14 protein-coding genes are annotated in these 26018 nt (G+C 66.7%); 5 read left to right on the top strand and 9 right to left on the bottom strand.

What is annotated here, in order from left to right; translation table 11 throughout:
• Positions 1 to 43: 43 nt before the first annotated feature.
• Together ACQP2D_RS25440 and ACQP2D_RS25435 are read left to right on the top strand one after the other, a co-directional pair.
• Positions 44 to 739: a class I SAM-dependent methyltransferase gene (locus ACQP2D_RS25440; protein ID WP_433685761.1), complete on the top strand. Its 696-nt coding sequence runs from the start codon at positions 44 to 46 to the stop codon at positions 737 to 739.
• 3 nt (positions 740 to 742) lie between these two features.
• Positions 743 to 1552, top strand: a complete 810-nt coding sequence (locus tag ACQP2D_RS25435) for a class I SAM-dependent methyltransferase (RefSeq protein ID WP_433678424.1) — start codon at positions 743 to 745, stop codon at positions 1550 to 1552.
• Between the two features lie 160 nt (positions 1553 to 1712).
• Here ACQP2D_RS25435 and ACQP2D_RS25430 read toward each other — a convergent pair whose 3' ends face one another.
• Positions 1713 to 2129 (bottom strand): acyl-CoA thioesterase, encoded by a 417-nt coding sequence (locus ACQP2D_RS25430; RefSeq protein WP_433678423.1) that lies wholly within the window; start codon positions 2127 to 2129, stop codon positions 1713 to 1715.
• Positions 2130 to 2431: 302 nt separating this feature from the next.
• On the opposite strand from ACQP2D_RS25430, the gene ACQP2D_RS25425 reads away from it, so the two are divergent.
• Together ACQP2D_RS25425 and ACQP2D_RS25420 are read left to right on the top strand one after the other, a co-directional pair.
• The gene (locus ACQP2D_RS25425) at positions 2432 to 2836 is read left to right on the top strand and encodes a hypothetical protein (RefSeq protein ID WP_433678422.1); all 405 of its coding nucleotides are present in this window, start codon (positions 2432 to 2434) and stop codon (positions 2834 to 2836) included.
• Positions 2837 to 3357: 521 nt separating this feature from the next.
• Positions 3358 to 3975: a M15 family metallopeptidase gene (locus ACQP2D_RS25420; protein ID WP_433678421.1), complete on the top strand. Its 618-nt coding sequence runs from the start codon at positions 3358 to 3360 to the stop codon at positions 3973 to 3975.
• Positions 3976 to 4141: 166 nt separating this feature from the next.
• Here the strand turns inward: ACQP2D_RS25420 and ACQP2D_RS25415 are convergent, their stop codons facing one another.
• The 8 genes from ACQP2D_RS25415 to ACQP2D_RS25380 all read right to left on the bottom strand — a co-directional run bounded on the left by ACQP2D_RS25415 (position 4142) and on the right by ACQP2D_RS25380 (position 22134).
• Positions 4142 to 5461, bottom strand: a complete 1320-nt coding sequence (locus tag ACQP2D_RS25415; RefSeq protein WP_433678420.1) for an MFS transporter — start codon at positions 5459 to 5461, stop codon at positions 4142 to 4144.
• 17 nt (positions 5462 to 5478) lie between these two features.
• Positions 5479 to 9690, bottom strand: coding sequence for a TIGR02680 family protein (locus ACQP2D_RS25410; protein WP_433678418.1), 4212 nt, complete (start codon positions 9688 to 9690; stop codon positions 5479 to 5481).
• Between the two features lie 3 nt (positions 9691 to 9693).
• The gene (locus tag ACQP2D_RS25405; RefSeq protein WP_433685760.1) at positions 9694 to 11109 is read right to left on the bottom strand and encodes a TIGR02678 family protein; all 1416 of its coding nucleotides are present in this window, start codon (positions 11107 to 11109) and stop codon (positions 9694 to 9696) included.
• A complete protein-coding gene (locus ACQP2D_RS25400; RefSeq protein ID WP_433685759.1) occupies positions 11109 to 12596 on the bottom strand; it encodes a TIGR02677 family protein in 1488 nt (495 codons plus the stop codon). Before ACQP2D_RS25400 ends, ACQP2D_RS25405 begins: the two co-directional genes overlap by 1 nt.
• A 258-nt stretch (positions 12597 to 12854) precedes the next feature.
• Complete coding sequence (locus tag ACQP2D_RS25395) at positions 12855 to 16796, bottom strand: CHAT domain-containing protein (RefSeq protein ID WP_433678417.1); 3942 nt, start codon at positions 16794 to 16796, stop codon at positions 12855 to 12857.
• A 68-nt stretch (positions 16797 to 16864) separates the two neighbouring features.
• Complete coding sequence (locus ACQP2D_RS25390; protein ID WP_433678416.1) at positions 16865 to 17875, bottom strand: XRE family transcriptional regulator; 1011 nt, start codon at positions 17873 to 17875, stop codon at positions 16865 to 16867.
• Positions 17876 to 18536: 661 nt separating this feature from the next.
• Complete coding sequence (locus ACQP2D_RS25385; RefSeq protein WP_433678415.1) at positions 18537 to 21140, bottom strand: AMP-binding protein; 2604 nt, start codon at positions 21138 to 21140, stop codon at positions 18537 to 18539.
• A gap of 100 nt (positions 21141 to 21240) precedes the next feature.
• Positions 21241 to 22134, bottom strand: a complete 894-nt coding sequence (locus tag ACQP2D_RS25380; protein ID WP_433678414.1) for a PAC2 family protein — start codon at positions 22132 to 22134, stop codon at positions 21241 to 21243.
• A 145-nt stretch (positions 22135 to 22279) separates the two neighbouring features.
• On the opposite strand from ACQP2D_RS25380, the gene metH reads away from it, so the two are divergent.
• Positions 22280 to 25876: a methionine synthase gene (gene metH / locus ACQP2D_RS25375; RefSeq protein WP_433678413.1), complete on the top strand. Its 3597-nt coding sequence runs from the start codon at positions 22280 to 22282 to the stop codon at positions 25874 to 25876.
• The last annotated feature ends 142 nt before the right edge of the window (positions 25877 to 26018 follow it).

The raw sequence follows: 26018 nt of genomic DNA, 5'->3' as shown, positions 1-26018 counted from the left end.
TCCGCGAAGCGCGCGATGAGCGGCCGCGGCCGGAGCCAGTGCGATACAGCAGATCACTTGGGAGAACACTATGGGACTTGCCACAGATATCACCACGCGTTATACGAGCATCGAATCGAGTTTCTACGACCGCACAATGGCACGCGCGGTGCGATCGAATCAGGCCGGCTTGGTCGAGAGCCTGCTGGCCGATGTGCCGATTGGAGGCTCGGTACTCGATGTCGGCTCCGGCGGTGGGCAATTGGCGATCGCGATCGCCCGGCGTAGCCCGGATGTCCGGGTCATCGGCGTGGACTTGTCGCCCGATCAGGTAGCACGCGCCGGGGAACGTGTGGACGGGGTGGCGGAGCGTGTCCGCTTTCAGGTCGGCTCGGCCGAAGACCTCGAATTCCCGGACAACCACTTCTCGACCGTCGTCAGCGTCGGTTCGATAAAGCACTGGGGGGACCGTGCCCGGGGGCTTGCCGAGATGGTTCGCGTGCTGCGGCCGGGTGGCCGGCTGACGGTGCTCGAGATCGATCGCGGCTGTACCTTTCCGAGTGCCTCGAATTACATTGCGCGGGCGAACCTGCCGCGCCTGGCCCGGCTACCTGTGCTGTTGCACTTCAGGACGTTCATCGCGGGACAGAGTCTGGATCTGGACGAGGCGCGCCTGCTGGCCGACGAGCTGGAACTGTCGAATGTCAGCGTCAGCCGCATAGCGGATGACCCGACCCTGCTCATCGTCGGGAGGAAGTGAAAGATGCCTGCGTTCACCCCGCAAAGCGACTCCGACGGTTCCAATACCAAGATCAAGAGCAAATACCAGGAGCTGTACGACGGCATTTCGAAGTACCTGAACTCTGCGCCGGGCGGCAACTCGACACACTTTTTGAACTACGGATACCGCAGTCTCGGCGGACCCGACGAGGCGCGCCTGGATGTGCCCGGCGGCGTTCCCGGTGCGGATTCCATGCGGCTGGTGTTCGAACTCGTCGGCCCGCTCGAATTGGCGAATCGCGCGGTGGTCGACATCGGATGTGGCCGTGGCGGACCGGCGAGCCTGATGGCCGGAAGGCTCGGAGCCGTCGTCACCGGAGTGGATCTTTCCCCCGAGGCGATTGCCTACTGCCGTCGAACACACCGGGCTGTGGGAATGCGATTCGAAACCGGCGATGCGGAAGCGGTGCCGCTCGATGCGGGATCGGCCGATGTGATCACCAATATCGAATCTTCACACACCTATCCGAGCATGCGGTCGTTTCTGTCGGAGGTTCGCAGGCTGGTCCGGCCGGGCGGATGGTTCCTGCACACCGACATGTTGTTCGGTGGCCGGTGGCGAGAAGTACGCAGCACTCTGGAGACGCTCGGCTTCGTCATCGAGTCCGACCGCGACATCACCCAGAATGTGCTCGCATCGCGAAATGCGATGGCGCGGCACCGGAGTGGCTCCGACACGCGGAATCCGATCCTCGACAATATCCTCGGGCTGCCCGGCTCCGATGTCTACAACCTGCTGGAGAGTTCCGCGTGTGAGTACCGGATCGTGCGATCGAGACTCGGAGGTAGTTGAAACAGTTGCTGTAATCACCAGCCTGAGGAGTCACAATTATGAAGGTGGCCGCCCGCATAGCGGGCGGCCGAGCCGGATCGATTCCGCGGCCCGACATTCACCGACCCCGTGGCGCCGATCATCCAGTGGCCGAGAGAATTTCGGAGTGGCGGGTAGGTATCTAAAGGCCGAGCACTTCCGGTGATTCGGCGAGCTTGCGCAGCTGCCCGGCCGGATCGGCCACGAGCTTGCGGGCCGCCAGATCCAGGACGCCGCCGACCACGTCGAATTGTGCGGAATCGGTGCCGTCCAGCTTTTGGATCTTCTGGTGCATCCGGTAGATCTTGCCGCCACTCCATTGGCATTCGCAGCTTACGGTGACTTCGTCGCCGAGGTGCAGTTCCCGGAGGTGCTTGATATTCGATTCCAACACCACCAGCCCGATCCCGGCGGTGACCATCTTCTCTCGCTGGATGCCGGCTACGCGCAGCTGCTCCCAGCGCGCATGGTCGGCATATTGGTGGTAGACGGCCTGATTCAGGTGGCCATTGATATCGATTTCATAAGCGCGGACGGTAATGGGCACGAAGAAAGCCATAACCGGACATTACGGGTTCGACGGGGTCGAATATTCAGGCGTCAGCCGTGATATATCGCACATTCTGCGATTGCCGGTCTGCGACAGGTGTTTTCCCCTCCGGCCCAGTTTTGGCGGCGAGTGCATTCGCGTTCGATCGAACGGGTCGGATCGCCGCGGGACGCGGCGCTCGACCGTCCTCAGGGCATTGGTGCGGACACGGAAATGTCACCCCGGTTGCCGGGGTGGCATTGCCCTCGAAGCAAGGCACTCTTGAATCGGGTACATCGCCGCACTGGTGTCGATGGAGGTCGAGGAGGGCTATGAGTACGTTGGTTCGTATCTCGGAATCGGCCAGCCGCAGGTTGTCCGAACGCGCCGCTCGTGAGGGGACCAGTTCGACCGCACTACTCAACCGTCTCATCCAGGAGGGTTTCGATCAGCTCGACCATCCCGGAATCGTCTTTCGAGGTCCCATCTCCGACCGCCGGGCGGCGCTGGCCGCCGGGCCGGATGTGTGGGAAGTCGTTGCACGCCTACAGGAACTCGACGGGCCGGTGGAACGCCGGATCGCCGTACTGAGTCAGCAATCGGATCTGCAGTCGCGCAAGATCGAAATCGCGATCGCCTATGCCCGGGCGCACGGGTCGGAGATCGTAGAGCGCATTGATCGCAATCGTGAAGCGGCGGAGACGATTCGCCGCCCGGAGTGGGCGCGTCCCGGCTGAGCCTTCCACAAGGGCGTTGCGGCCCCGTCCTACGCACCCCAGTCGAAATCTGCACCCTTTGTCAGGATTCGCACCCTTTGTGCCTGCGGATCCCGACAAAGGGTGCTTTTGTGTGCGGGGTCAGTCGGCTTACGGGCAAAACTCCTGGGGCACAGGCGCAGTCGGTCTGCTCGTGGGAGCTGTTGTCTGGGACGGCGGATGCGTTGCGGTTTCTCGACGGTAGCTGGGAGTTGGTGATCGTGATCCACAACACTGGAATACATTGTGGACAGCAGGATTTCCGCTGCGACAAATCGGACGTGGCACCGGATGTTTCGGACATTGGTGACTTATTGTGCTGTGTATATGTGGAAAGCTATGTGAATGGTGTCTGTTCGGACGCGGCAGTGTCCGCGCATTCGCCGGTGTGTTGCTATCGGCGATCGTGGTCGGGGTGGGGGGTCGCCGGAGGATGACTGCCCGCTGTGGAGGCCGGGCGTAGATGCGGAGTGGTTCGCGACAGGGCCGTTACTATCGCTGCCATGTTGCTGACGCGTCGTGCCCGGCTGGGCATACCTGCCGCACTGTTTCCGGTGATCGTCGCCGCGGGGCTGGCCATGCCCATCGCGGCCGCCGCACCGGTCGAACAGCGCGAGGTGGCCGGTAACGCGAGCGGGACCGAGGGACTGGAGCCGGGGCTCGCCACGGCGTACACCTTGGCGGAGAACCAGGCGCATGCCGAAGGTGTCCCGCTGTACATCAATTCCGGATACCGCACGCCCGCCGAGCAGCAGGCGTTGTGGGACGACGGGGTGCGAACCTACGGCAGTCCCGAAGAGGCGCGCCGCTGGGTGCTGCCGCCCAATGAGTCGACGCACGTCCAGGGCCGCGCGATCGACGTCGGGCCGCAGGCCGGCGCGCAGTGGCTGGAGACGAACGGAAACCGTTGGGGCCTGTGCCGGATCTATCAGAATGAATGGTGGCACTTCGAACTCGTCACCACACCGGGCGGGGCGTGCCCGGCGCTGCGCGCGGATGCGAGCGACGGCGGCGGCCGAACTCCCGTGCCGTCGTTGCCGAATCCGCCGGTCGTGCCGGTCCTGCCGATTCCGCCATCGATTCCGATTCCGCCGTGGCTCAGCAGTTTGCTCGGGTGGTAGCCCCGCATCCAGCCAGGAGGTCATCCGATCGTTGCCGACTCGGTGCTGGCCATGCGCTTCAGCCGACCGGCATCGATCGGATTCCCTGCTCGGCAGAACCTGAACCCGCACAGTCCAAGACGATGCGCCGGTCTCTCACAGCCGCGCGACCGTGTCGGGCCGCGGTTCAGCGGACGGGCACCGGCACCGCGATCTCATTCTGGGTGTGCGATGCCCCATTCGGCAGCGCCCAGCACAATACGGCCGTGCTGATCGTGCTTACCGCACAGACGGCGACGATGTAGCAGCTGACCGCCGTGGAGGTCGAGCCAGCGGTCCACAGCGCGGTCGCGATGAGCGGTGCCAGCGCTCCGCCGAGGATCACCGAGGTTTGCACGATGAGCGAGGTGCCCGAATAGCGCACCGACGCCGGGAACATCTCGGCGACAATGATTCCGCCGACGCTGTGGCTGATCGGTAGCGTGACGCCCATGCCGAGCAGCGCGAGCAGAACCACCGCCTTGTTTCCGGTGTTCAGCAGCGGGAAGTAGACCGCGCACCACACTGTCAGCGCGGCCGTGCCCGCCAGGAATACCCGACGCGTGGTGCTGCGGTCGGCGAGCGCGCCCCACAGCGGCATGGTCGCGGCCCAGACGAGCGCGGCGATGATGACGCCGAGTAGCAGGAAGTTCCGGCTGAATCCGAGTGCTTTGGTGCCGTAGCTCAGGGTGAATGCCATGAAGATATAGACGACCGCCGAGGTGGCGATCGCGGCGAACAGGATCAGCAACAGTCGAACGGGCCCCACCCGCAGGGCGTCGCGCAGGGGGAAGGTCGCGACCTCGCCGCGCCGGACGAGGGCGGCATAGTCCGCGGATTCGGTGATGCCCAGCCGCACCCAGAGCCCGACCATGACGAGCATCGCGCTGAGCAGGAATGGAATTCGCCAACCCCAGGACAGGAATGCCGACTCCGGCAGCAGCGCGCTGACGCCGAGGAAGATCGCATTGGCCAGCACCAGTCCGGCCGGTGTACCCATCTGTGGCAAGCTGGCGTACCGGTTGAGCCGCCCGCGCGGCGCGTGCTCCATCGACAGCACGACCACACCGGCGCCTTCGCCGCCGAGTCCGACGCCCTGCACCAGTCGCAGTGCGACAAGCAGTGCGGGAGCCCAGAATCCGATGCTGTCGTAGGTGGGGATCGCGCCGATCAGCGTGGTGCTCACACCCATGAGGATCAGCGAGACCACGAGGGTGGTCTTGCGGCCGATCCGGTCGCCGTAGTGGCCGAACAGCAGCCCGCCGATCGGGCGCGCGCCGAAGCCGACGGCGAAGGTGCTGAATGCCGCCAGCGTCGCGGCGGCGGGGCTCAGCGTTGGGAAGAACTGCTTATTGAAGATCAGCGCGGACGCCGTGCCGTAGAGCATGAAGTCGTACCACTCGAGAGTGGTGCCGACCAGGGTGGCGATGGCGACCTTGCGGTGGGGCGGGGTGGAGCTCGAAGACACTACTATCCATTCGGGTTTCAGCCAACGGGGGCGGGAGCGCCCGGCATATTGTCGAGGGTGAGGCCGCCTTCGATCCCGTTCGGGACGCGGCGGCGGTTGGGGGAGCCGAGGGCCGCGGTGAGGTCGGTGCCATCGTGTTCGGCGAGCAGATCACCGCTGTCCCAGACCAATAGCGTCGCGCTGACGGTGTTCTCGGCCGCCGAGTGCGCGAGATCGTAGTGCGCGCAGCCCGGGACGTGCGGATAGGTGATCCACAGGTCGTAGCCGGTCATGAACAGGTCGAGGTCGAATTGCACACTCAGGCCCAGCAATTCGCTGCGGCCGTTGTCATCGACGCCCGCGAAGGCCTCGTCCAGCGCGAGCAGGCGCGGGGCCTGCGGATCGGCCGAATCGAGCATGACGTGCGCGGCCGCGAACAGCGGCAGATGCAGTGAGACCGACTGCTCACCACCCGACAGCGCGCTGTGCCGGGCCACGGTCAGCTTGTCCTCGCTGCCGTCGGCGGAGATGAGGGTGAACGAGAACACCCGCCAGGTCCGGTAATCCAGTGTCGCGGCGAGGATTTCGGGATAGGAACGCTCGGGATGTGCGGCGCGGGCGGCGCGGATCTCGGCGGCGAAATGGGCGCGGATCGCCGCCAGATCGTCGGCGACGAGCGAGGAGGCGTCGCGGTCGAGCAGCTTGCACATGGCGCGGGCGGCGTCGGAGAGACCGTCGGACAGGACCCAGTGCACGCCGATCGTATTGCCCGAGGACATGCGGCGCTGTTTCATCTCCGCGCCCATGCGGGCGATGAGATCGCGTGCGTCGCTGGTGCGTTCGTAGATCTGCTGGGCCAGTCCGGTGAGCAGCGCATCCTCGAGAATGCGGCGTTCGGCGTCGGTGAGCAGCAGTTCCTGATCGCGGCGGGCGGCTTCGATGCGGGTGGCGAAATCCGCGAGCGCCGACAAGCCGTTGTCGTCCTGGACCTGGACCACGGTCAGCCCGTCCGCGGCATCCCATTGCAGCCGGTAGTCGCGGCCGGAACCGGCGAGCGCGGCGTCGAATTCCTGTAGCGCCGCGGTGACCGCGCTGCGGGTGGATTTGCGGGCGGCCTCGCCCGCGCGCACGGATGACGTCGCGGCGGTGAGATTGTCGAACAGTTCGGCGACCTCGTCGGGCAGGACCTGCGGTTCGGCCTCCGGTCCGGCCGTCGAAATGCGGTAGAGCAGCTGTTCGGGAGTCGACCAGGCGGCGTCGCTGCTGGGCCAGCGGCTGTCGGCGGGAGCGCCGAGCAAGGTGAGCAGATCCGGTTGTGCGTAGGGCGCGAGGGCTTTCACATCGGCGAGCACCTCGGTGAGCGCGGTGCCCAGTGATTCGTGCGCGGTACGGAAGGCCGCCTCGGCGTCACCGATCGCCTCGATCGCCGCATTCGCGGCCTTGCGTGCGGCCTTCTGCTCCGCCCTGGTCGCCTCGATCGTGGCGCGGGCCTGTTCGAGTTCGCGATCGATATCGGCGGCGCCCGCACCCAGTGCCTCACGCAACATTTCGAGCTTGCGCAGCTGTTCCTGGTAACCCGCATCGGCGGCTTCGGCCTCCTCGGCGAAGGCCTCGGCCAGATCGCGGGCCTCATCGAAGCGGTCCGAACCCTCGCGTTCGCGTTCGCGCTCCCGTTCGTGGTCGGCGCGCAGCCGCAGCAGGCCGGTTCCGGTGTTCTCGAAATGGCGGATGGCGGCGGCGAGGGCATCGATGTCGCGGGCATCGCGCGGGGTGCGGTGCGCCTGGGCGACCGAACGCAACTTCTTCTCGACCGCGGACGCCTCGGCCACCGCTTGGTCGAGGTCGCGCTCGGCCTGTGCCACCACCTCGGAGCGCGAGCGCATCATGCCCGCCGATTCCGATACCGCGCGCAGCGCGGCGGTCACCGCGGACGGACGCGGTAATGCCTTGGCGGCGGCGGAGATTCGCGCGAGTTCGGCAGCGGCGGCGGCTTCATCGGCCTGCGCCTGGTGCTGGGCTTGCTCGGCTGCCTCGATCGCGGCGGTGAGTTCGGTGAGCCGGATTTCGCGGCGCTTGGCGCGGGCGGTGGCGCCGATGAATTCGGCCTCGGGCTTGTGATGGCGTCCCACCTGCACCCCTTGGCGGAAACCGCCGGTGGTACTCACCGCGACCTCGCTGCCGAGATCGGAGTCGTCGTCGTACAGGGCGATGGAGGCGAGAACAGCGGCGACGACCTGCGCGGGCACCGTGAGGTCGGCCGAATCATCCTCGACGACAAGGACATCGGCGAGCGTGCGCCCGGATGGCCGGGCCTCGGGCGGTAGCGGAACCAGGAACTGATCGGAGGTGTAGTCCGGGCGTTCGGATTCCGCGCAGACCCAGCTGTCGAGCAGATCGGCGGCATGCAGGGCGGCCTCGATGCCCGCGGCCTGCTGTGCAGTCACCGAATCGGCGAAGCGGACCAGCCGCCACAGCGGAGCACCCACACGACCCTCGGCATTGCGTGCGCGGGCGGCGAAAACCGGTGGGGCCTCATCGCGTTGGGCCGCGACGGCGTCGCGTTCGGTGCGCAGCGCGATAACACGGTCACCGGCGAGCGCGGCGCTGGCCCGCGCTTCCTGACGGCGGGTGCGAATGTCGTCGAGCAGCGGTTCGGCGCGTTCGGCCAGCACCTCGGCGACACCGGCGGCCTCATCGGAGCCCGCGGTAGCCAATGCCGCGTCGAGGGCCTCGAACAGGCCTTTCCGGATGGGGGAGTAGATCTCCCGATGCGCATCCCACCAAGTGCGCAGTGCGCCGGCGGCTTCGGTGCGTGCCAGTACAACGGCGGCCTCGGCGGCGGAGACTTCGGCGGCGGCCGATTCGCGCGATGCCCGTGCGCGTTCGGCGAGTTGCTCGGCCCGGGTTCGTTCGGCCGTAGCGGAATCCATCAGCCCCAGGGCCTTGCGGACCGCGCGCACGTCGGCGTCGCGCTCCTCGGCATGCCCGCGGACCGCCGCGGTGAGCTGGTCGCCACGCGCCTGGTCGGCCGATCCGGACCAGGTGATGCCCGCCTCCTCGGCCGCGGCACGCAACTCGTCCTCACCGCGCGCCAATGCGGCCGCCGCGTGCTGTACGGCCGCCTTGGCGCGCTCGGCCTCCTGGCCACGCTGATCTAGGGTCTGGCGCGCCTTGAGCGCCTTATCCCGGTGCACGCCCGCCGAGGTCTCCAGGCGGCGCACCGCGTCGGCGAGATCGTCGAGCTGCTGTTTGCCCTCGTAGGCGCTGGAGCGCTGCAGGGTTTCCCGGTCGGCGAGGGCCTGTTCGTAGGCACGGTCGGCGTCGTCGGCGCGCGCCTCGGCGGCGGTGCGTTCGGCCTCGCGACGTTCGCGCAGTGCGGTGGCGGCGAACAGTGCGGTGCTGGCGTGGGTCACCGCGTCCAGCCGGGTGCGCACCTGGTCGACATCGGTCTTCGCCTGTACCGCAAGGTATTTCCGGTACACCGCGACGAACGACCTGGTGGCCGTGTCGGCGTGGACCAGACTCTCCAGCGTGCGCCCGACCTCCTCCATATCGCTGAACGAGCGGGCCGCGTCCAGGATCAGCTGCTCGTCGAGGGGGCGCAGACCGTCGGTGAGCGCCTGCGAAAGTCCCCGCGGATCGAGGTTTTTCGCGAGCTGCGGGCGGCGCAGCGTGAGAATGAGGTTGATCAGCTGGTCGTAGCGCTGGGTGCCGAGGCCGAACATGCGCGCGTCGATCGCGTTGCGGTATTCGACCGGACGGTCGACGATGGCGTCGGTGCCGATCTGCTCGGCCAGCTGCTTGCGGGTGAGCGGTCGGTCGTCGGGGCCGATGAGCGAAAAGTCCACGCCCGCACGCCCGTCGGCGACGAAATACCAGCGGGTGACCTTATCGGAGGAGCGGGTGGCGCGCATACCGATGCCGATGGTGACGACCTCAGGATCGTCCCATTTACCGCGCGCGAACTCCATCCACACATACGAATACGCCGATTCCTGCTTGCGGTACAGCAGATTGGACTTCATGGTGCGCTCTTCGCCGGCGAACGGGTTGAGCCTGCGCGGTTCGATCCGGCCGTCGAGTACGAACGGGAACAGCACCTCGAGGGCCTTGGTCTTACCGGAACCGTTGGGACCGCGCAGCACCAGCCTGCCGTCGGCGAAGCAGTACTCCTGGTCGCGGTAGTCCCACAGGTTGATGATCCCGGCGCGGGTCGGGACGAACCGCACTCCGCCGTGGATGAGCGACATGTTTCAGATCCCTTCCGTACCAACGCTGTCGGCCCCGATGGTGTCGGAGGCGGTGACGAATAATTCGGCGGCGCGCTTCGTGCGGACGGTGACGACCGCGCCGCGGTAGCGCGCCAGGGCAGGCAGGATGATCAGGCCGTCCTCGACCACCTGGACCAGGCGCAGTCGTTCGAGCAGGGCGCTCACCTGCCTGGTCAGTCCGGGCACATCCGCCTGCCATTGCGCGGCGAAGGTGACACCATAGCGGTCGGTGAGCGCCTGCACGGTTTCGCCGACCCAGCTCGCTTCGACGAACGGGTAGTTCGCCCGCTCCGCGGCCAACGCCTGTGCATCCGGATCCGAATCCGGTTCCACCACTTCGGGATCGGTCGACGGAAGATCGGCGAGCGGGACGAATACGGTGGATTCCGGGATGGCGCCATCGAGCTGTTCGGCCAGTGCGACCGCCGGATCGGGTGCACCGGGTCGGACCGGTACCGGGTTATCGATATCGAGAACGCGATCGGCGATCTCACCGACCAGCAGCAGCGCCACCTGCGCCAGCGTGCCGGTGCCCGGAAAGCGGACATCGGAGAGCCGGCCGGAGACATCGATCAGCGCGACGCCCTCGGCCCGGCGTTCGGCGCGCAGCCCGGTGAACAGTTCGACATCCGCGACGACCCGGTCCTGCATCAGCAGCGGACGTTCGTCGTAGGCCAAATCCTCCGCATAGACGACGGGACGCTCGACGAGGCCGCGGCGTACCCGGCGCGCGGCATCGGCGGCCGCCGCAGTGGCGGCCGGGCCGTGCGCCATCGCGTCCTCGGTGAGCAGACCGCTGACACTGTGCAGATGCTGTAGTGCGCGTGGCGGGCGGAACAGCGCGAAGACCACCGGTCGGTCGATGTCATAGAGCGCCTCGCCCGCCTCCGGATCGGCGGCCCAGCCGCCCGCGTCACCGTCGGCGAGGGTGAGTGCGCCGCGGTGCGCGAGCCAGCCGATGGCGTCGACGAAGGCATCGCGGTCGGCGGCCCGGTCGGGGGACAGCTCGAGTCCGTCGACCCGGCCGGTATAGGCCGCGACTTGATCGGCCAATTCCGACAAGGTGATCTGATCACCCGCGCGGCCGAGGGCGGCCAGAGCCAAGGCCAGATAGGCGTAGCGGCGGCGGTCGAAAACGCGTTCAGTGACGGCGCGGGCCGGTTTGCCGGCGTCCAGGCGATCGACGACCGGGAAGAGCCGGGCCGTCGTTTCGGTGACCTCGAGTCGGTAGCCGAACAGTTCGGCCAGGTCCTCGCGTAGTTCGGTGGCCCAGCGCCGGATCAGCGGCAGCGCGATCCGATCCGGAAAGGTCCTGGTGACCAGGTGGTTGGCGAGGATCACCCGGGCAGCGCGCTGGTAGTTGTCCAGGGCGAGGGAGTCGACGCGGCGGGCGTGGATCATGCGCGCCCTCCTCGGGTCGTCTGCTCGACCTCCAAGCGGCGGTTGTTCAAATACAGGAGGCCGCGGGCGGTGCGGACCACGGTCGAGCCGGGATGTTCGGAGACGGTGAGGGTGACGCCGCTGTCGGAGCCGGAGGTGCCATCGATGCGCCCGCTGACCGGAACCCATGCGGTGGAGGCGGCGTCGAGCAGGCGCAACAGCACCTCGGTCTCGCGTTCGTCGAGTACGCGATCGTGCACATCGGCGGCGGCGAGGGATCTGGCGGCCTCCGCGCGGGCGCGCTGCGCCTCGAGTTGAGCCTCGCGCAGTCGGCGAATTCCGGCGTCGTTGCGCTGAATTCGCGCCGGGGCACCGGCCTGCGGTGGTCTGCCGGTTTCGGCGAGGGTGCGCGAGATCTCCAATGGCGGCGCCTCCCACCAGGATCGGATCGCGGGGATCAGCTCCGCGTCCGGATGTTCCAGCGATAGGTGGCGTGGCCTGCCGAGACCGAAGACGGCGTCGAAGAGTGCGTGGGCGCTGTCGGTGGTGGGTGCGGCGGTGAACCAGCCAGCGAGATGGCGCAGTGCCGATTCGCGACTCACCCCGCCCTTGCGGGTCTCGGTGACCCGCCGCAGCAGCGACAGTACGGCGGCAATGGCGCTCATGGTCGCCTCGCGCAGGCGATCGGCCTCGGTCGAGGACGATTCGCCGGGAATATCGGAGACCGTCGCGACGAACCAGGTCCGCAGCCCCTGCCAGCGCGCCCGCCAATCCGCTTGCCGCTCGGCCATACTCAGCAGCACCCGTTCGTCGCAGCCGGCCGCCCGCTCGATCAGTTCGCCGACTCCGGTCTCCTCGATCTCGCCGATCGCGGAGGCCAGCCGCGGCGCGAAACGGGCGAGATCCATGCTGAACTCACGCATATGCGCGAGCAGTGCGTCCTTGTGCGCGAGGAACGATTCGGGCGTGATCTCGGTGGTGCGGACCATATCGCCGAGCGAGAGGTAGAAGTGCGCGGCCCGCGCCGCCATATCGGTGAGCGCGGCATCGAGACGCCGCAGCGTCCGGTAGACGCGCTCGGCATCTCCGGCCCTATTCGCTTCGGCGAGCGTATTCAGATCCGCCAGCAACTCCGGCAACACCAGTCGCGATAGTGCGGCCTCATCCAGTCGTGCCTCGAGGACTCCCGCGACCGCCCGGTATGCCTTGAATCCGGCCTGGGTGAGCTGATAGACGTAGTGCCGATTCCGATACTCCGCCAGTGTCGCCGCCCGCGTTCCGTCGTAACTGCGCTCGACCACACCCCATTGATGCAGTTGATCCAGTAGCGGCCCGATCTCCGCTCCCGTCAGCCGCGGCGCATCGTCCGCGCTGCGCTCGATCCAGGTAGCCACATCGTCTGCGTGCAACAACACCACATACGCCGCGCGCGCACTGTCGAATGCCCGCAGCACCCACAGATACTCCGCCCGCTTCTCAGCGGTAGCGAAGGAAAACAGCCGCAACCGCTCATCCCACAGTGCGGGTGCGGCATACGGCAGGCCGTCAACGGAGTCGGTCACCGGGAACAGGGTAGTAGCGGGTCGGTCGCGGCCGTTACGTCCGACCCCCATTCGGCGTGGCTGTGTCCGGTTTGCTGCGGTTCGCCACTGGGCCACTCACAGGTCGAATCGAGCCCGCAGCCCGATCTCGACCTGCTCCAGCACTTCTGGTACAGCGGATGCGGCACATGGTGTCATAGAGACGGGGCGCTACCTGCGCAATCATGGCTGCTGAGGCGGAGGCAGGAGTCGCCGGAGCACGGCCTTGCCCTGTTCGACGAGGGCGTCGATGCCGGTGCCGGCGGCCCGGTTCGGCTCGACCGTGTCCAGGACTCGATCCAGGTTGGTTATGGCGAATTCCATATCGCGCAGGGCGCGGGGGCTGGCGGGGTCGGTTTCGAGGAGGTCCTTGGCGATCGAGAGGGCTTCGCGGTAGACCTCGACGGCGGTGTCGTAGTCGTTCTCACGTTCGGCGGCGTCGCCGATGGCGGACAGGATCAGCCCGACATCGCGGTGCAACTGCAGATTTTCCGGGTCGGCCGTGGCGAGGCGGCGGGCGATGGTCAGGGCCGCGGTGTTGTGCCGGAAGGCGAGGGTGTAGGCGCCGGTGGCGGCGGCGACCTTGGCGAGCTGGTGATGGGAGATGCTCAGGTCGCGTCGCTTTTCGGTATTGGTCGGGTCGGCCGCCGCGAGTTGCTGTGCCAGGGTGAGGGATTGGGTGTAATGGTGGTCGGCCGAGAGATAGTCGGCGGTGCGCATGGCCAGATCGCCGAGTTTGTCGTGCGAAATGCTGAGGTCGCGCTGATTTCGCGCGTTAGTGGGATCGTCGTCGGCGAATGTGCGGTGGATGGCCAAGGATCGGGTGTAGTGGGTGCGGGCGTTGTGCAGTTCGCCGAGTTGTAGGGCGACATCGCCGCAGCGGTTGAGGGCGATGGCCAGGTCGCGCTGATATTCGGCATTCCCCGGATCCTTTGCGGCGAGTTCGCGATGAATCGCCAGGGATTCGGTGAAGAAGGTCACCGCTTCCTCGGGGGTTTCGAACAGCAGCGCGGTGTCACCGATCTGCTGCATGGCGATGGCGACATCGCGGGCGATTTCGGTGTCGCCGGGATCGGCCCGGGAGAGTTCGGTGCTGATGAGGAGCTTTTCCAGATAGTGGCGGCTTGCGGTATCGCCGTGGCCCGCGCGCATGGCCAGGTCGCCGAGTTTGCCGTGAGCGATGGCCAGGCCGCGACGGGATTCGGCGGCATCGGGCCCCGAGTCGGTGAGATCGCCGTGCAAGGTGAGAGATTCGGTGTAGAGATGCTGTGCGCCGTCGAGATCGGCGGTCAGTACCGCCAGATCGCCGAGTCGGAGGCAGGCGTTGGCGAGATCGCGGCGCAGTTCGGTGCGGGCGGGGTCGTCATCGGCGAGGGTGCGTCGGATGGCCAGTGCTTCGGTGTGGTGGGCCAGGGCGGCAGTGAGATCACCGCTGCGCACGGCGATATCACCGAGACTCTCCAGGGCGCGGCTGAGGACCTGTTGCATCTCGACGTTGTCTGGGTCGGTGCTGGTGAGATGCCGCGCGGTGCGCAGGGACCGGCTGTAGTGCTCGCGGGCCGTGCCGAGATCACCGGCCAGCATGGCGAGTTCGCCGAGCGTGTCCAGGCCGAGCACGAGCGCGCATCGGGCTTCCGCACTGCCCCGGGAGGATTGGACTCGGGCCCGCAGCACGCTGACCAGAACAGTCTGGCGATTGGTCGCAGCACCGAGATTTCCGGTTCGACGCAATGCCCGCACCTCACGGTCGCCGAGCTCGAGATAGCCGGGAGTGTCACCGGGCAGGGTGGGCATGATCTCGCCGAGCAGCGCCGCGACCTGCAGTTGATCCAGCTCCCGGCAGCAGGGGATGGCGAGTTCGGTGAGTTCTGCGTACCGGCCTGCGGCGAGCAGATGTCGGCATGCCTCGCTGTAATCGTCGAAATCCCGGAAACCGGCCGAGATTCGGGCCAGCCGCATCGCATAGGCCCGGCTGTGGCGGCCGATGCGATCGGAGCCCTGATGGGTGTCGAGGGCCTGGGCGACCCACGGGTGCACGACATATCGGTCATCGTCAGTGGTCAGCAGTGTCAACCTGAGCAGGGTTTCGACGGCCGCCATCACGGTGCGCCGCTGCGTGCGCGTCGCGTCGGGACCGAAGCGGGCATGACAGATGTCCAGATCCCGCAGCGGCGTCCGCGATAGCGAAATCTGCAGCAGTAGTTCACGTTCGGCCGGATCGAGCAGGTCCACCAGTGCGTCCACCAGGATATCGCGGGAGCCGAGCACCACCGCGGTATCCAGACTTTCGGCCAGCGACCGGTCCTGACCGAGATCGACCGCATGCTCATCGGCCAAGCGGCGCAACTTCTCACCGACCGGTCGCAATGTGCCGTCTCCACCACGCAAGAGCGCGTCGACGAATTCGATGAGTCGGGGATGGCCGCCGATGGTGCGCGCGACGAGCTGACGCTCCGTCGGTCCGAGACCGCTGATCTGGGGGAGCCGCAGAAACATTCGCTGCAACTCGGCCGGACTCAATGGTGTCAATCCGACCTCGGTGAGACCACCGGGTATCGGATATCGGCAGGTGACCAATAGCCGTCCGGTCGCCGCGACCCGGCACAACTGCGAAAACTGTTCGGCGAAACCAGGATCGAGGAAGGCCGCGCCGCCCGGCCGGGTCAGGTTCTGCTCGAAATCATCGAACAGCAATAGCAATCGGCTTCCGGCCAACAGCCGATGAATGTGCTCGAGCACCTGCCCGTCACCATCGCGGACCAGCTCATCGGCCACTGGCCGCAATACCGGATCGTCCTGGATGGCCGCGCGCACGGCGGCGCACAGTGCCGTCGGATTCCATTGCCCAACATGTTCGGCGATATGCCAGCCACGTTCGCGCATGCGCGCGGCCACTCGTCCGGCCACCGCAGTCTTCCCGAGTCCGCCCATCCCGGTGATCACCGCGCCGGGGCCGCCCTCAGGGCTGTCGAGCAACCGCACGATATCGCGCACCGGCCCCCGGCGGCCGATGAGATATCCGACCGGCAACTCACGCACCGTCGCACCGCTCGGCGGCCGGGTGCGCCGAGCGAGTGGTCGCGGCGGGGCGTTCCGATTCCACAGCGGCCGGTCCGCGACCCCGGTCAGCAGCGTCGGCACGAACCACTCGGGCGGAACCACCGCCGCGTCGGCGAGCCGCTCCTGTTCGAGGGCATAGCGCGCCCGACTCAGCGCGGCGGCGACCGATCCGGTGGACAGCATGGCGTAGAACGACTTCGCCAGTTGCGTGGCATACCGATCGGATACCCGCGTCTGCATGACGAGCACCCGCTCGACACCCCCACCGATCAAGGTGCGCGCCAACCCGGCGGGCCCGCCATCGACACCACCGCAACTCGACAACACCACCAACGGCAGCGACCGCCCCGATGCCCGCAGTGCGGCAATGAGCTCAGCGGCCTCGATCACATCCGGATCGCCGTCCTCATCCTCCAACTCCAGCAATGTCGCCGACCCGTGCGCACTCAGATGCAGCACATGGAATTCCTCGGCCCGCAGCGCCGCGGTGATCTGCTGCAGCGAAGCCACTTCCAGAATGCGCACACCGCCGCCACCCTCGGTCGGCACCTGCGATACCGCGTCGAGGATCGCCTGCATCTCCGCCTCGACATCCAATGCGGCATTCGCCGTGCGGGTTTCGGTCGGCGCGGCCACCGCGGCCAGGATCTTCATCGGGCCCGGCGCGAGCACGGGGGCGGGCTGCCCGGCACCGGAATACCGACGCGAGACGGCCACATTCGGCCGCATGGCCAGCGGCAGGTCGTCGGCGAGTATCAGCATCTCGTACGGCAACAGCATCGTGTCGTCGTCGACATCGAAGACCACCTCGGTCTCGGATCCGTCGACGAGCCGGGTGAGATGCCAGGTCGTGTGCGGTTCGAACAGCGCGTCACGCAGCGCCGTGCCGATCTGGATGACCGTCCTGCGCACGGTTTCCGGCTGACCGCCCACCACATCCCATGCGAATGCCACCTGCTCGGGCAGCGGCGCGACCCGTTCCGCGATCGGCGAGCCCGCCTCCAGTACCGTGGTCCGCAGGGTTCGGTCCGCATCGCGACGCACAATGACGCGAACTCGATTCATCGCCCTCCCTAACCACAAGCGATGAGCCAAAACTACCGCGAATCAGCAGATGCCGACGAGCAAAATGATCACTCGGGCGACAGCGACCGCAACTGATCCAGATACACCAGCGCGCGCGGATCGCCGGGAAACCGTTCGCTGATTTCGCGCGCGGCCTCACCCGCGATCCACATCAGCGACGGCAGCGACCGGCGCTTCCCGGAGAAGGCCCGCATGCCCTCGTGCACCGCCATCTCCAGATCGCGGGCGCGCACGGCGACCACCGCGAGGGTCAGATGCGCCTCGGACACCCGCATCGGATTGCGCACCGTCCCGTCGGCTCTGGTCGAGTTCCGGATCACTTCGCGCGCATAGGATTCGGCGAGCGTATCTTCGCCCGCGACCCGGCAGCAGTCCATGGCGTAGAAGTCGAACTTCTGCGGATCGACCACGAAATGGTTGTCCAGATTGGTCGGATGGTCGAGTCGCTCGAGAATAGCTCGGCCCTGCTTCAGCGACGCCTCCACCTCGCGCCGATTCCCCAGTCGGGCCCAGGCCTTCGCGCGTTGTGCGGCCAATTGGACACCGACACCGAGTTTGCCGCAGGTCGGCAGCGCCGGGTCGACCGCCTCGATCGCGCCGCGGTAATTGCCCTGGGTCAGGGCGAACCAGGCGGCCATTTCCGCACTCCAGCCGGTGATTTCGGTGTGCTCGGCTTCGTGGCCGAGTGAATGGGCCGCGCGGCGGGTGGCCTCCGCGGTGGTGCGGCGGCCGAGATCGTAGTCCACGCAACCGACCAGCAGTGCTACCCAACCGGCCAGTACGAGAATTTCCCGATGCTGGGACAGGGTCAGGCGGCCGTCGAGCAGGGAGGTGATGCGGCGCAGCCAGGATGTGCCCTCGGCGTGCAGATCGTGCGGATCGGCGTACGGGTACTCACAACACAGCCGCTCGGCGGTGATTCGAATGGCGTCCAGTGTGGCGGAGGAAACGTCGGACATCCGTAGCCGGCCGATGAATTCGAGGGTGTCCATACCGGTGGCCGAGAGCAGTTCGTCATCGCGGTTCGGGCGGTTCTTCGGGAAGAACGCGGCCGTCACTGTATCGAACGCGGCCGCGATGATCGGAGCATAGAAGTCATCCGGTCTCGACTCACCCGACTCCCAACGCCGCCAATTCCGAAGCAGGGTACTGTCTGTCGGCAGGTTGTGCGAAGACTTCGCGCGCATCACACGGACGGCGTCGGCTTGTGACCACCCCCGCGCATCGCGTTCGGAGCGCATTCGCACAGCCCAGACGGGTCGATCGTCTCCAGCGGCCACATCTGTAGTATCGCACCAGTTAACGCTCGGTGGCCCGGATAGGGCACACAGATGTCACTGGGTTGACACCTGCACTCGCAGTTTTGCGTCCTACATGCTGGATATGGGCGCGGAGAGTTTGCCAAGCCCCGTATGTAAGAACATCTGCTCTTGCACGTGCGCAGTACCCCTCGGCGACGGGGGTGATCCACAGAAAGAACAGCGAGAGATCCCCAATCCAACGGAGGTTCGGGTGGAAGCGTTGATCTATGGATACTTGCGTGACGATCTGGCCGATGGCCACGGTGCAGAACTCGAGGATGCGATGAGCAGCCTCGCTCGCGAAGAAGGCCTCTGCTTTGCCGCAACATTCCATGAATCGACTTCCGGTGACGGCACGGCATTCGCCGAGCTGACCCAGGAGCTCAAGCGGGCTGACGCGCACCACGTCGTGGTTCCGTCACTCGATCACTTTGCCGGCCAGACGATTCCGCGAGACATTCTGCTCGCGAAGCTGGCCCAGGACGCGGCGGCCCAGGTGTGGACCATCGAGAGCTGCGCTGTTCGAGAAGAGGCCCGTCCCGAACAAGCTCTTCACGAGGACTGACCTGCGGCGCAGATTCGTCACCAACCACGTCGCGACCACACCGGCCCCGAGTGATGCGAGCAGCGCCGCGACATGGTGTTGCCCGAACTGTGGATATACCTGCCAGTGCAGCAGATAGACGAACAACGAGCTGTCGGCGAGCAGCGCGGCCACCCCGGCCACCAGCGCGGGCACCCGCACCGCGGGCAGCCAGATCAGCAGCAGCAGTCCGGCCATGACGAGCCGCTCCCGATCGGAAACGCCGAAATAGCCGGGCACCGAGGCCAGTAGCACCGCGCTCACCAGTAGCCGCTGCCAGATCGATGTAGCCTTCGCGGCCGCCCAGCCAAGGGCGAAGAACCAGCAGGCCAGCGGCGAGAACGGCACATCCTTGGCCGGGTAGAGCCCGAACGACCAGATCCGGAACACCATGGTGAGCGCCACCAGTCCCATGGCGAACCAGAACGGGTCGCGGCGTGCGAGGGCATCGATGAACGGCACCCGCATCAGCAGCGCGGCCACCACCATGAACAGCACCAGCACCTCGATGAACCACAGGTGCCCTGCGGTGGGGCTGTCGCGCGGGCCGAGAATCTTATTGAGCAGCAACACGTTCTGCCAGCCGTAATAGTCGGTGAACAGCAGCGTGAGCGCCACCCAGACGGCGGTCGGAATCGCGATGAGCGCCACCGTGTGCAGCGCGTTGCGCAGTCGTTCGGCGCGGGGGGTCATGGTGACGGCGAAGCGGGCGAAGTTGAATCCGGCGACGCCGAGCAGGATATGCGCCGCGCCCCAGAGCACGAACATCCCGATGTGCGAACCCGCGATGAGGACGATCCCGGCGGCGCGCAGCAGCGTCGGTGTGTCGACCGAGCGGCCGAAGGCGCTGTGGCCGTGCGGAACCCGCTCGAGTTCGGCGACGGTGCGATCCGGCCAGTTCGCGGGCAGTCGGCCGAGTGCCCGCTCGAGGCGGGTCGCGGTGGTGATGTAGGTCAGTGAGTTGCCGCCGAGGTCGACGAAGGTGCTGTCGGGGCGGATCAGGGCGGGGTCGATGCCGAGGGCAATGGCGTAGAGCGCGCGGATATCGCGAATCGGCAGATCGGGTTCGGATCCGCGCAGGTGCCCGATCGCCGAATAGTCGGGCTTTCCATTGGGCAGGCGCGGTATGTCCGCGACGGCGCAGGTGCGGATGGCCGCAGTGGGCAGACCGGACAGTTGAGAGACGGTCGCCGCGAGCGATTCCGTCGGATTCTCGGCGGCGACTACCAACTGGTCGCCGCTATCGGTGCAGCAGGCGGTGAAACCGGCCGCGGCCAAACCGGATTCGAGCCGCTGCAAATCGATGCGCAGTCCGAAGAGCTTGGCGAAGCGGCTGCGCCTGCCGACCACCTGGTACATCCCCTCGGGTGTGCGCCGCGCGAGATCACCGGTGCGCAGTGATTCGACCATATGGCCGAGGGCGAGATCGCGCGGACAGCGGGCGTAGCCCATCATCACGTTGGGGCCGTGATAGACCAGCTCCTCGTGATCGCTGTCCGGCACCGGCTCCAGGGTGAACCGGCCGCCGGGTATCGGCACACCGATGCAGTCCGGATGTTTCCCGGCCAATTCCGGTGGCAGATAGGCCATCCGCGCGGTGGCCTCGGTCTGGCCGTACATCACCACGAAATTCCATCCGGCGCGCTCGCCGAGCCGCGCGTACGCGCGCACCCGCTCGGGGGCGAGGCGGCCGCCGGCCTGGGTGATGTAGCGCAGATCGGGCAGCCGCATGCGGTCGAAGCCGATGCGGTCGAGCAGATCAATGGTGTAGGGCACGGCCGCGAACGAGGTCACCCGGTGATCGCGGACCTCGTCCCAGAACTCGTCGTCGAGGACCGATCGGCCGGTGAGCAGCAGGCTCGCGCCGCGCAGCAAATGGCTGTGCACGACCGACAATCCGTAGCAGTAGAACATCGGAAGTGTGGTGGCGGCGCGATCATCGGGGTCGATGCCCAGGTATTCGGCGATGGCCTGCGCATTCGACAGCAGGTTGGCGGCGGACAGGCGCACCAGCTTGGGCGAGCCGGTCGAGCCCGAAGTGCTCAGCAGTAGGGCGAGATCCGGATGCAGGCGGTGCGTCGAGGTCTCGCGTCGGACCTCGACGTCGCCATCGATCACGACATCGGGATCGTAGGTGGCCAGCAATTCACCGGTGACCTCCGCGGTGAGCAGGACGACGCAGCCCGCGCTCAGCGCGCCCAGATACGCGACGAGGGAATCGATATCGTTGCGTGCCGCGAGCGCGACGAGGCGCCGGTTCGCGCCCAGCTGCCGCGCGTACTCCTCGACACGTGCCGCCAGCTGCGCATAGGTGATCCGCTCCAAACCATCCGACACCGATTCCGCAGCTGTGACGGCCGCCGAGGGAGATCGAGAGCAGAGGACGGCGATCCGGTCGTCGAAAGTGCGAAGGTGCGCGACGATCCGGTGAATAGTCACTGGAGGAGTCTAGATGGCAAGCCTTTCCATACCTACGAGTGGCCCCCTGGCGAACTTTCGGTAAATTGTCCGAAAATCGAATCGCAACGGCCCGAGCCGATTACAGCCCGAAGCTGCCCGGACCCCGCCTGCGCAGGTACTTTTCGAATTCCGCCGCGATCGCGTCGCCGTCGATCTTGGCCATCGCGTCGTTCATCTCCACGGCGGCGTCGCCGCGTTCCTCCAGCGAGCGGACATACTCGCTGATCTCGTCATCGCCCACCGTCATCTCGTTGACGGCGGTCTCCCAGTCCTCGGCCTGTTTGGGCAGCTCGCCGAGCGGCACCTCGATATCGAGTACGTCCTCGACGCGATGCAGCAGCGCGATGGTCGCCTTCGGATTCGGCGGCTGTGAGACGTAGTGCGGTACGGCCGCCCAGAACGATACGGCGGGCACGCCCGCCTTCACACACTGATCCTGCAGCACACCGGTGATTCCGGTCGGTCCCTCGTAGCGGGTCTGCTCCAGGCTGAACCGCTCGGCGGCTTCCTTGCTATAGGCCGATCCGGTGACCGGGACGGGGCGGGTATGCGGAGTATCGGCGAGCAGTGCGCCGAGGATGACGACGGTCTGCACACCCAGCTGTTCGATGAACTCGAGCAGATCCCCGCAGAAGCTGCGCCAGCGCATATTGGGTTCGATACCGCGCAGCAGCACCACATCGCGGTCGCTGCCGGGCGGCGAGCAGACCGAGAGCATGGTGGAGGGCCACTGGATTTCCCTGGTCACACCGTCGACCTGACGTACCGTCGGCCGGTTGACCTGGTAGTCGTAGTAGTCCTCGGAGTCGAGTTCGGCCAGCGGCTCGGCATCCCAGATCAATTCCAGATGCTCGACGGCGCCGCTTGCCGCATCACCCGCGTCGTTCCAGCCTTCGAAGGCGGCGACCAGCACAGGATCCCGCAATGTCGGCAGTTCCGGCTCGGGTGACACCGGAGGTTCACTGGAGTTCACCTCGGTCAGCCTACGGCGTGTGAGCACGTGGCGTTGAATTTGCGCGGTCGGCGCGGCACCGGGTGTTCACCTGTCTGGGCAGGTGTGGTCCCCGACACCGCCACAGTGGTTCGGCATGTCTTACCGGCCCATTACGCTTGATCACATGTCTGCGTCCAGCTCCGCCGCGTTCGATACCACGCTTCTCGATACGCTCCGTCGGCGTGTCGTCATCGGCGACGGTGCGATGGGCACAATGTTGCAGGCAGCCGAGCTGACGTTGGACGACTTCCGCGGCCTGGAAGGCTGCAACGAAATCCTCAACGAGACCCGCCCGGACGTGCTGCGCAGCATTCATCGCGCCTACTTCGAGGCCGGTGCGGACGCCGTCGAGACCAATACCTTCGGCTGCAATCTGCCGAACCTCGCGGACTACGACATCGCCGACCGGATCCGCGATCTGTCCGAACGCGGCACCCGGCTGGCCCGTGAGGTCGCCGACGAGATGGGTCCCAGTGCCGACGGCACCCCGCGCTATGTGCTGGGCTCGATGGGCCCGGGCACCAAATTGCCGACGCTGGGTCATGCCCCCTATACCGCGCTGCGCGACGCCTACACCGAGGCGGCGCTCGGCATGCTCGATGCGGGCGCGGATGCCATTCTCATCGAAACCTGCCAGGACCTGCTCCAGGTCAAGGCCGCGGTCACCGGCAGTCAGCGCGCGATGGCCCGGCTGGGGCGGCGGATTCCGATCATCACCCACGTCACCGTGGAGACCACCGGAACCATGCTGGTCGGCAGTGAGATCGGTGCGGCGCTCACGGCGCTCGAGCCGCTCGGCATCGATATGATCGGACTGAACTGCGCCACCGGCCCGGACGAGATGAGCGAGCATCTGCGCCATCTGTCCCGGCATGCGACGGTTCCGGTTTCGGTCATGCCGAATGCCGGTCTGCCGGTGCTCGGCGCGAACGGTGCGGAGTATCCGCTGACCCCCGAAGAGCTCGCGATCGCCTTACGCGGCTTCGTCTCCGAATTCGGACTCGCCCTGGTCGGCGGCTGCTGTGGTACGACACCGGAGCACATTCGTCAGGTGACCGCCGCGGTGCGTGAGGTGGAGCCGACGCTGCTGCCGCTGGACGCGCGCCGCGAACCGGTGCACGAGCCGAGCGTATCGAGCATGTACACCGCGGTGCCGTTCGAACAGGACGCCTCGATCCTGATGATCGGTGAGCGCACGAATGCCAATGGCTCCAAGGCATTCCGCGAGGCCATGCTCGCCGAGGACTGGCAGAAGTGCCTCGATATCGCCAAGGACCAGACCCGCGACGGCGCGCACATGCTCGACCTGTGCGTCGACTACGTCGGACGCGACGGCACCCAGGATATGTCGGCGCTGGCGGCGCGACTGGCGACGGCCTCGACCCTGCCGATCATGCTCGACTCCACCGAAACCCCGGTGCTGCAGGCCGGTTTGGAGCATCTGGGCGGTCGCTGCGCGGTCAACTCGGTGAACTACGAGGACGGCGACGGCCCCGAATCCCGGTTCCAGCAGACGATGAAGCTGGTCGCCGAACACGGCGCCGCGGTGGTCGCGCTGACCATCGATGAGGAGGGTCAGGCCCGTACCGCCGAGAAGAAGGTGGAGATCGCCGAACGGCTGATCGCCGATATCACCGGCAACTGGGGTCTGCGGGAAAGCGACATCATCATCGATACGCTGACCTTCACCCTGGGCACCGGTCAGGAGGAGTCGCGACGCGACGGCGTCGAGACCATCGAGGCCATTCGACTGCTCAAGCAGAAGCATCCGGAGGTGCAGACCACCCTCGGCCTGTCCAATATCTCCTTCGGCCTCAATCCGGCCGCGCGCCAGGTGCTGAACTCGGTGTTCATGCACGAATGCGTCCAGGCCGGACTGGATTCCGCGATCGTGCACGCCTCCAAGATCCTGCCCATCGCGCGCATTCCGGAGGAGCAGCGCGAGACGGCGCTGGATCTGGTCTACGACCGCCGCAGCGCGGACTACGACCCGCTGCAGAAGCTCATGTCGCTGTTCGAGGGGGTGTCGGCCTCATCGTCGCGGGCCTCGCGCGCGGAGGAGTTGGCCGCGCTGCCGCTGTTCGAGCGGCTGGAGCGGCGGATCGTCGACGGTGAGAAGGCCGGTATGGAGGCCGATCTCGATGCCGCCATGACCGAAGTGCCGCCGCTGCAGATCATCAACGAGACGCTGCTGTCGGGCATGAAGACGGTCGGCGAACTGTTCGGATCCGGCCAGATGCAGCTGCCGTTCGTCCTGCAGTCCGCCGAGGTGATGAAGGCCGCGGTCGCCTACCTGGAGCCGCATATGGAGGTCACCGACGACAGCGGTAAGGGTCGCATCGTGCTGGCCACCGTCAAGGGCGATGTGCACGATATCGGCAAGAACCTGGTCGACATCATCCTGTCGAACAATGGCTATGAGGTCGTCAACCTCGGCATCAAACAGCCGATCGCGACCATTCTCGACGCCGCGGTCGACAAGAAGGCCGATGTGATCGGCATGTCCGGTCTGCTGGTGAAGTCGACCGTGGTGATGAAGGAGAACCTGGAGGAGCTCAACGCCAAGGGCGTCGCCGACCAGTTCCCGGTGCTGCTCGGCGGTGCCGCGCTGACCCGCGCGTATGTCGAGAACGACCTCACCGAGGTCTACCAGGGCGATGTGCACTACGCCCGCGATGCCTTCGAGGGTCTGCGGCTGATGGACGACATCATGACCCGTAAACGCGGCGGCGGAATCGATCCGGACAGTCCGGAGGCGATCGCCGAACGCGAGAAGGCGGCCGAGCGCAAGGCGCGCCACGAGCGCTCCAAGCGGATCGCCGAACAGCGCAAGGCGGTCGAGGTGCCGGTCGAGGTGCCCGCACGCTCCGATGTGGCCGCCGATCTGCCGGTCGCGGTGCCGCCGTTCTGGGGCACCCGGGTGGTGAAAGGCGTTTCGCTGCACGAGTATTCGGGGCTGCTCGATGAGCGCGCGCTGTTCCTCGGCCAATGGGGCCTGCGCGGCCAGCGTGGCGGCGAGGGGCCGAGCTACGAGGAGCTGGTGGAGACCGAGGGGCGGCCCCGCCTGCGCCACTGGCTGGACCGGCTGTCCACCGAGAATGTGTTGCAGCACGCGGCGCTGGTGTACGGATATTTCCCCGCCGTCTCTGAGGGCGACGATGTGATCGTCCTGACCGAGCCGCATCCGGACGCGCCGCAGCGCTACCGGTTCACCTTCCCGCGGCAGCAGCGCGACCGCTTCCTGTGCATCGCCGACTTCATCCGCTCGCGCGAACACGCCCGCGAAACCGGTCAGGTCGATGTGCTGCCGTTCCAGCTGGTCACCATGGGTCAGCCGATCGCGGACTTCGCCAATGAGCTCTTCGCGGCCGACAACTACCGCGACTACCTCGAGGTGCACGGCATCGGTGTCCAGCTCACCGAGGCGCTCGCCGAATACTGGCACCGTCGCATCCGCGAGGAACTGGTGCTGGAAGGACATTCGGTCGCCGACTCCGACCCGTCGGATGTGCTGGAGTACTTCAAGCTCGGCTACCGCGGTGCCCGCTACTCCTTCGGTTACGGCGCCTGCCCGGACCTGGAAGACCGCGCGAAGCTGGTGGACCTGCTGGAGGCCGACCGCATCGGCGTGGTCCTCTCCGAAGAACTGCAGCTGCACCCGGAACAGTCGACGGACGCCTTCGTCCTACTGCATCCGGAGGCGAAGTACTTCAACGCCTGACGGAGTCGGTCGGCCCGGCAGACTCGGCTCGGCTGTCCGGGTTCGGGGGCAGGGTTGATCGCCGTCGACGTCGCTGGGTGCGGTCGGGCAAGACCGATCGGTCTGATTCCGGTCCGAATCCATTATCCGACCGGCCGCGACG

The organism is Nocardia sp. CA-119907 (assembly GCF_050955995.1).
Classification (GTDB): Bacteria; Actinomycetota; Actinomycetes; order Mycobacteriales; family Mycobacteriaceae; genus Nocardia.
This window is presented reverse-complemented; position numbering and strand designations above follow the sequence as displayed.

What these genes read in the sequence shown, in the direction of transcription:
- ACQP2D_RS25435 (WP_433678424.1), top strand. Translation starts at nt 743, where the DNA reads ATGCCTGCGTTCACCCCGCAAAGCGACTCCGACGGTTCCAATACCAAG.
- ACQP2D_RS25430 (WP_433678423.1), bottom strand. Translation starts at nt 2,129, where the DNA reads ATGGCTTTCTTCGTGCCCATTACCGTCCGCGCTTATGAAATCGATATC.
- ACQP2D_RS25425 (WP_433678422.1), top strand. Translation starts at nt 2,432, where the DNA reads ATGAGTACGTTGGTTCGTATCTCGGAATCGGCCAGCCGCAGGTTGTCC.
- ACQP2D_RS25420 (WP_433678421.1), top strand. Translation starts at nt 3,358, where the DNA reads ATGTTGCTGACGCGTCGTGCCCGGCTGGGCATACCTGCCGCACTGTTT.
- ACQP2D_RS25410 (WP_433678418.1), bottom strand. Translation starts at nt 9,690, where the DNA reads ATGTCGCTCATCCACGGCGGAGTGCGGTTCGTCCCGACCCGCGCCGGG.
- ACQP2D_RS25395 (WP_433678417.1), bottom strand. Translation starts at nt 16,796, where the DNA reads ATGAATCGAGTTCGCGTCATTGTGCGTCGCGATGCGGACCGAACCCTG.
- metH (WP_433678413.1), top strand. Translation starts at nt 22,280, where the DNA reads ATGTCTGCGTCCAGCTCCGCCGCGTTCGATACCACGCTTCTCGATACG.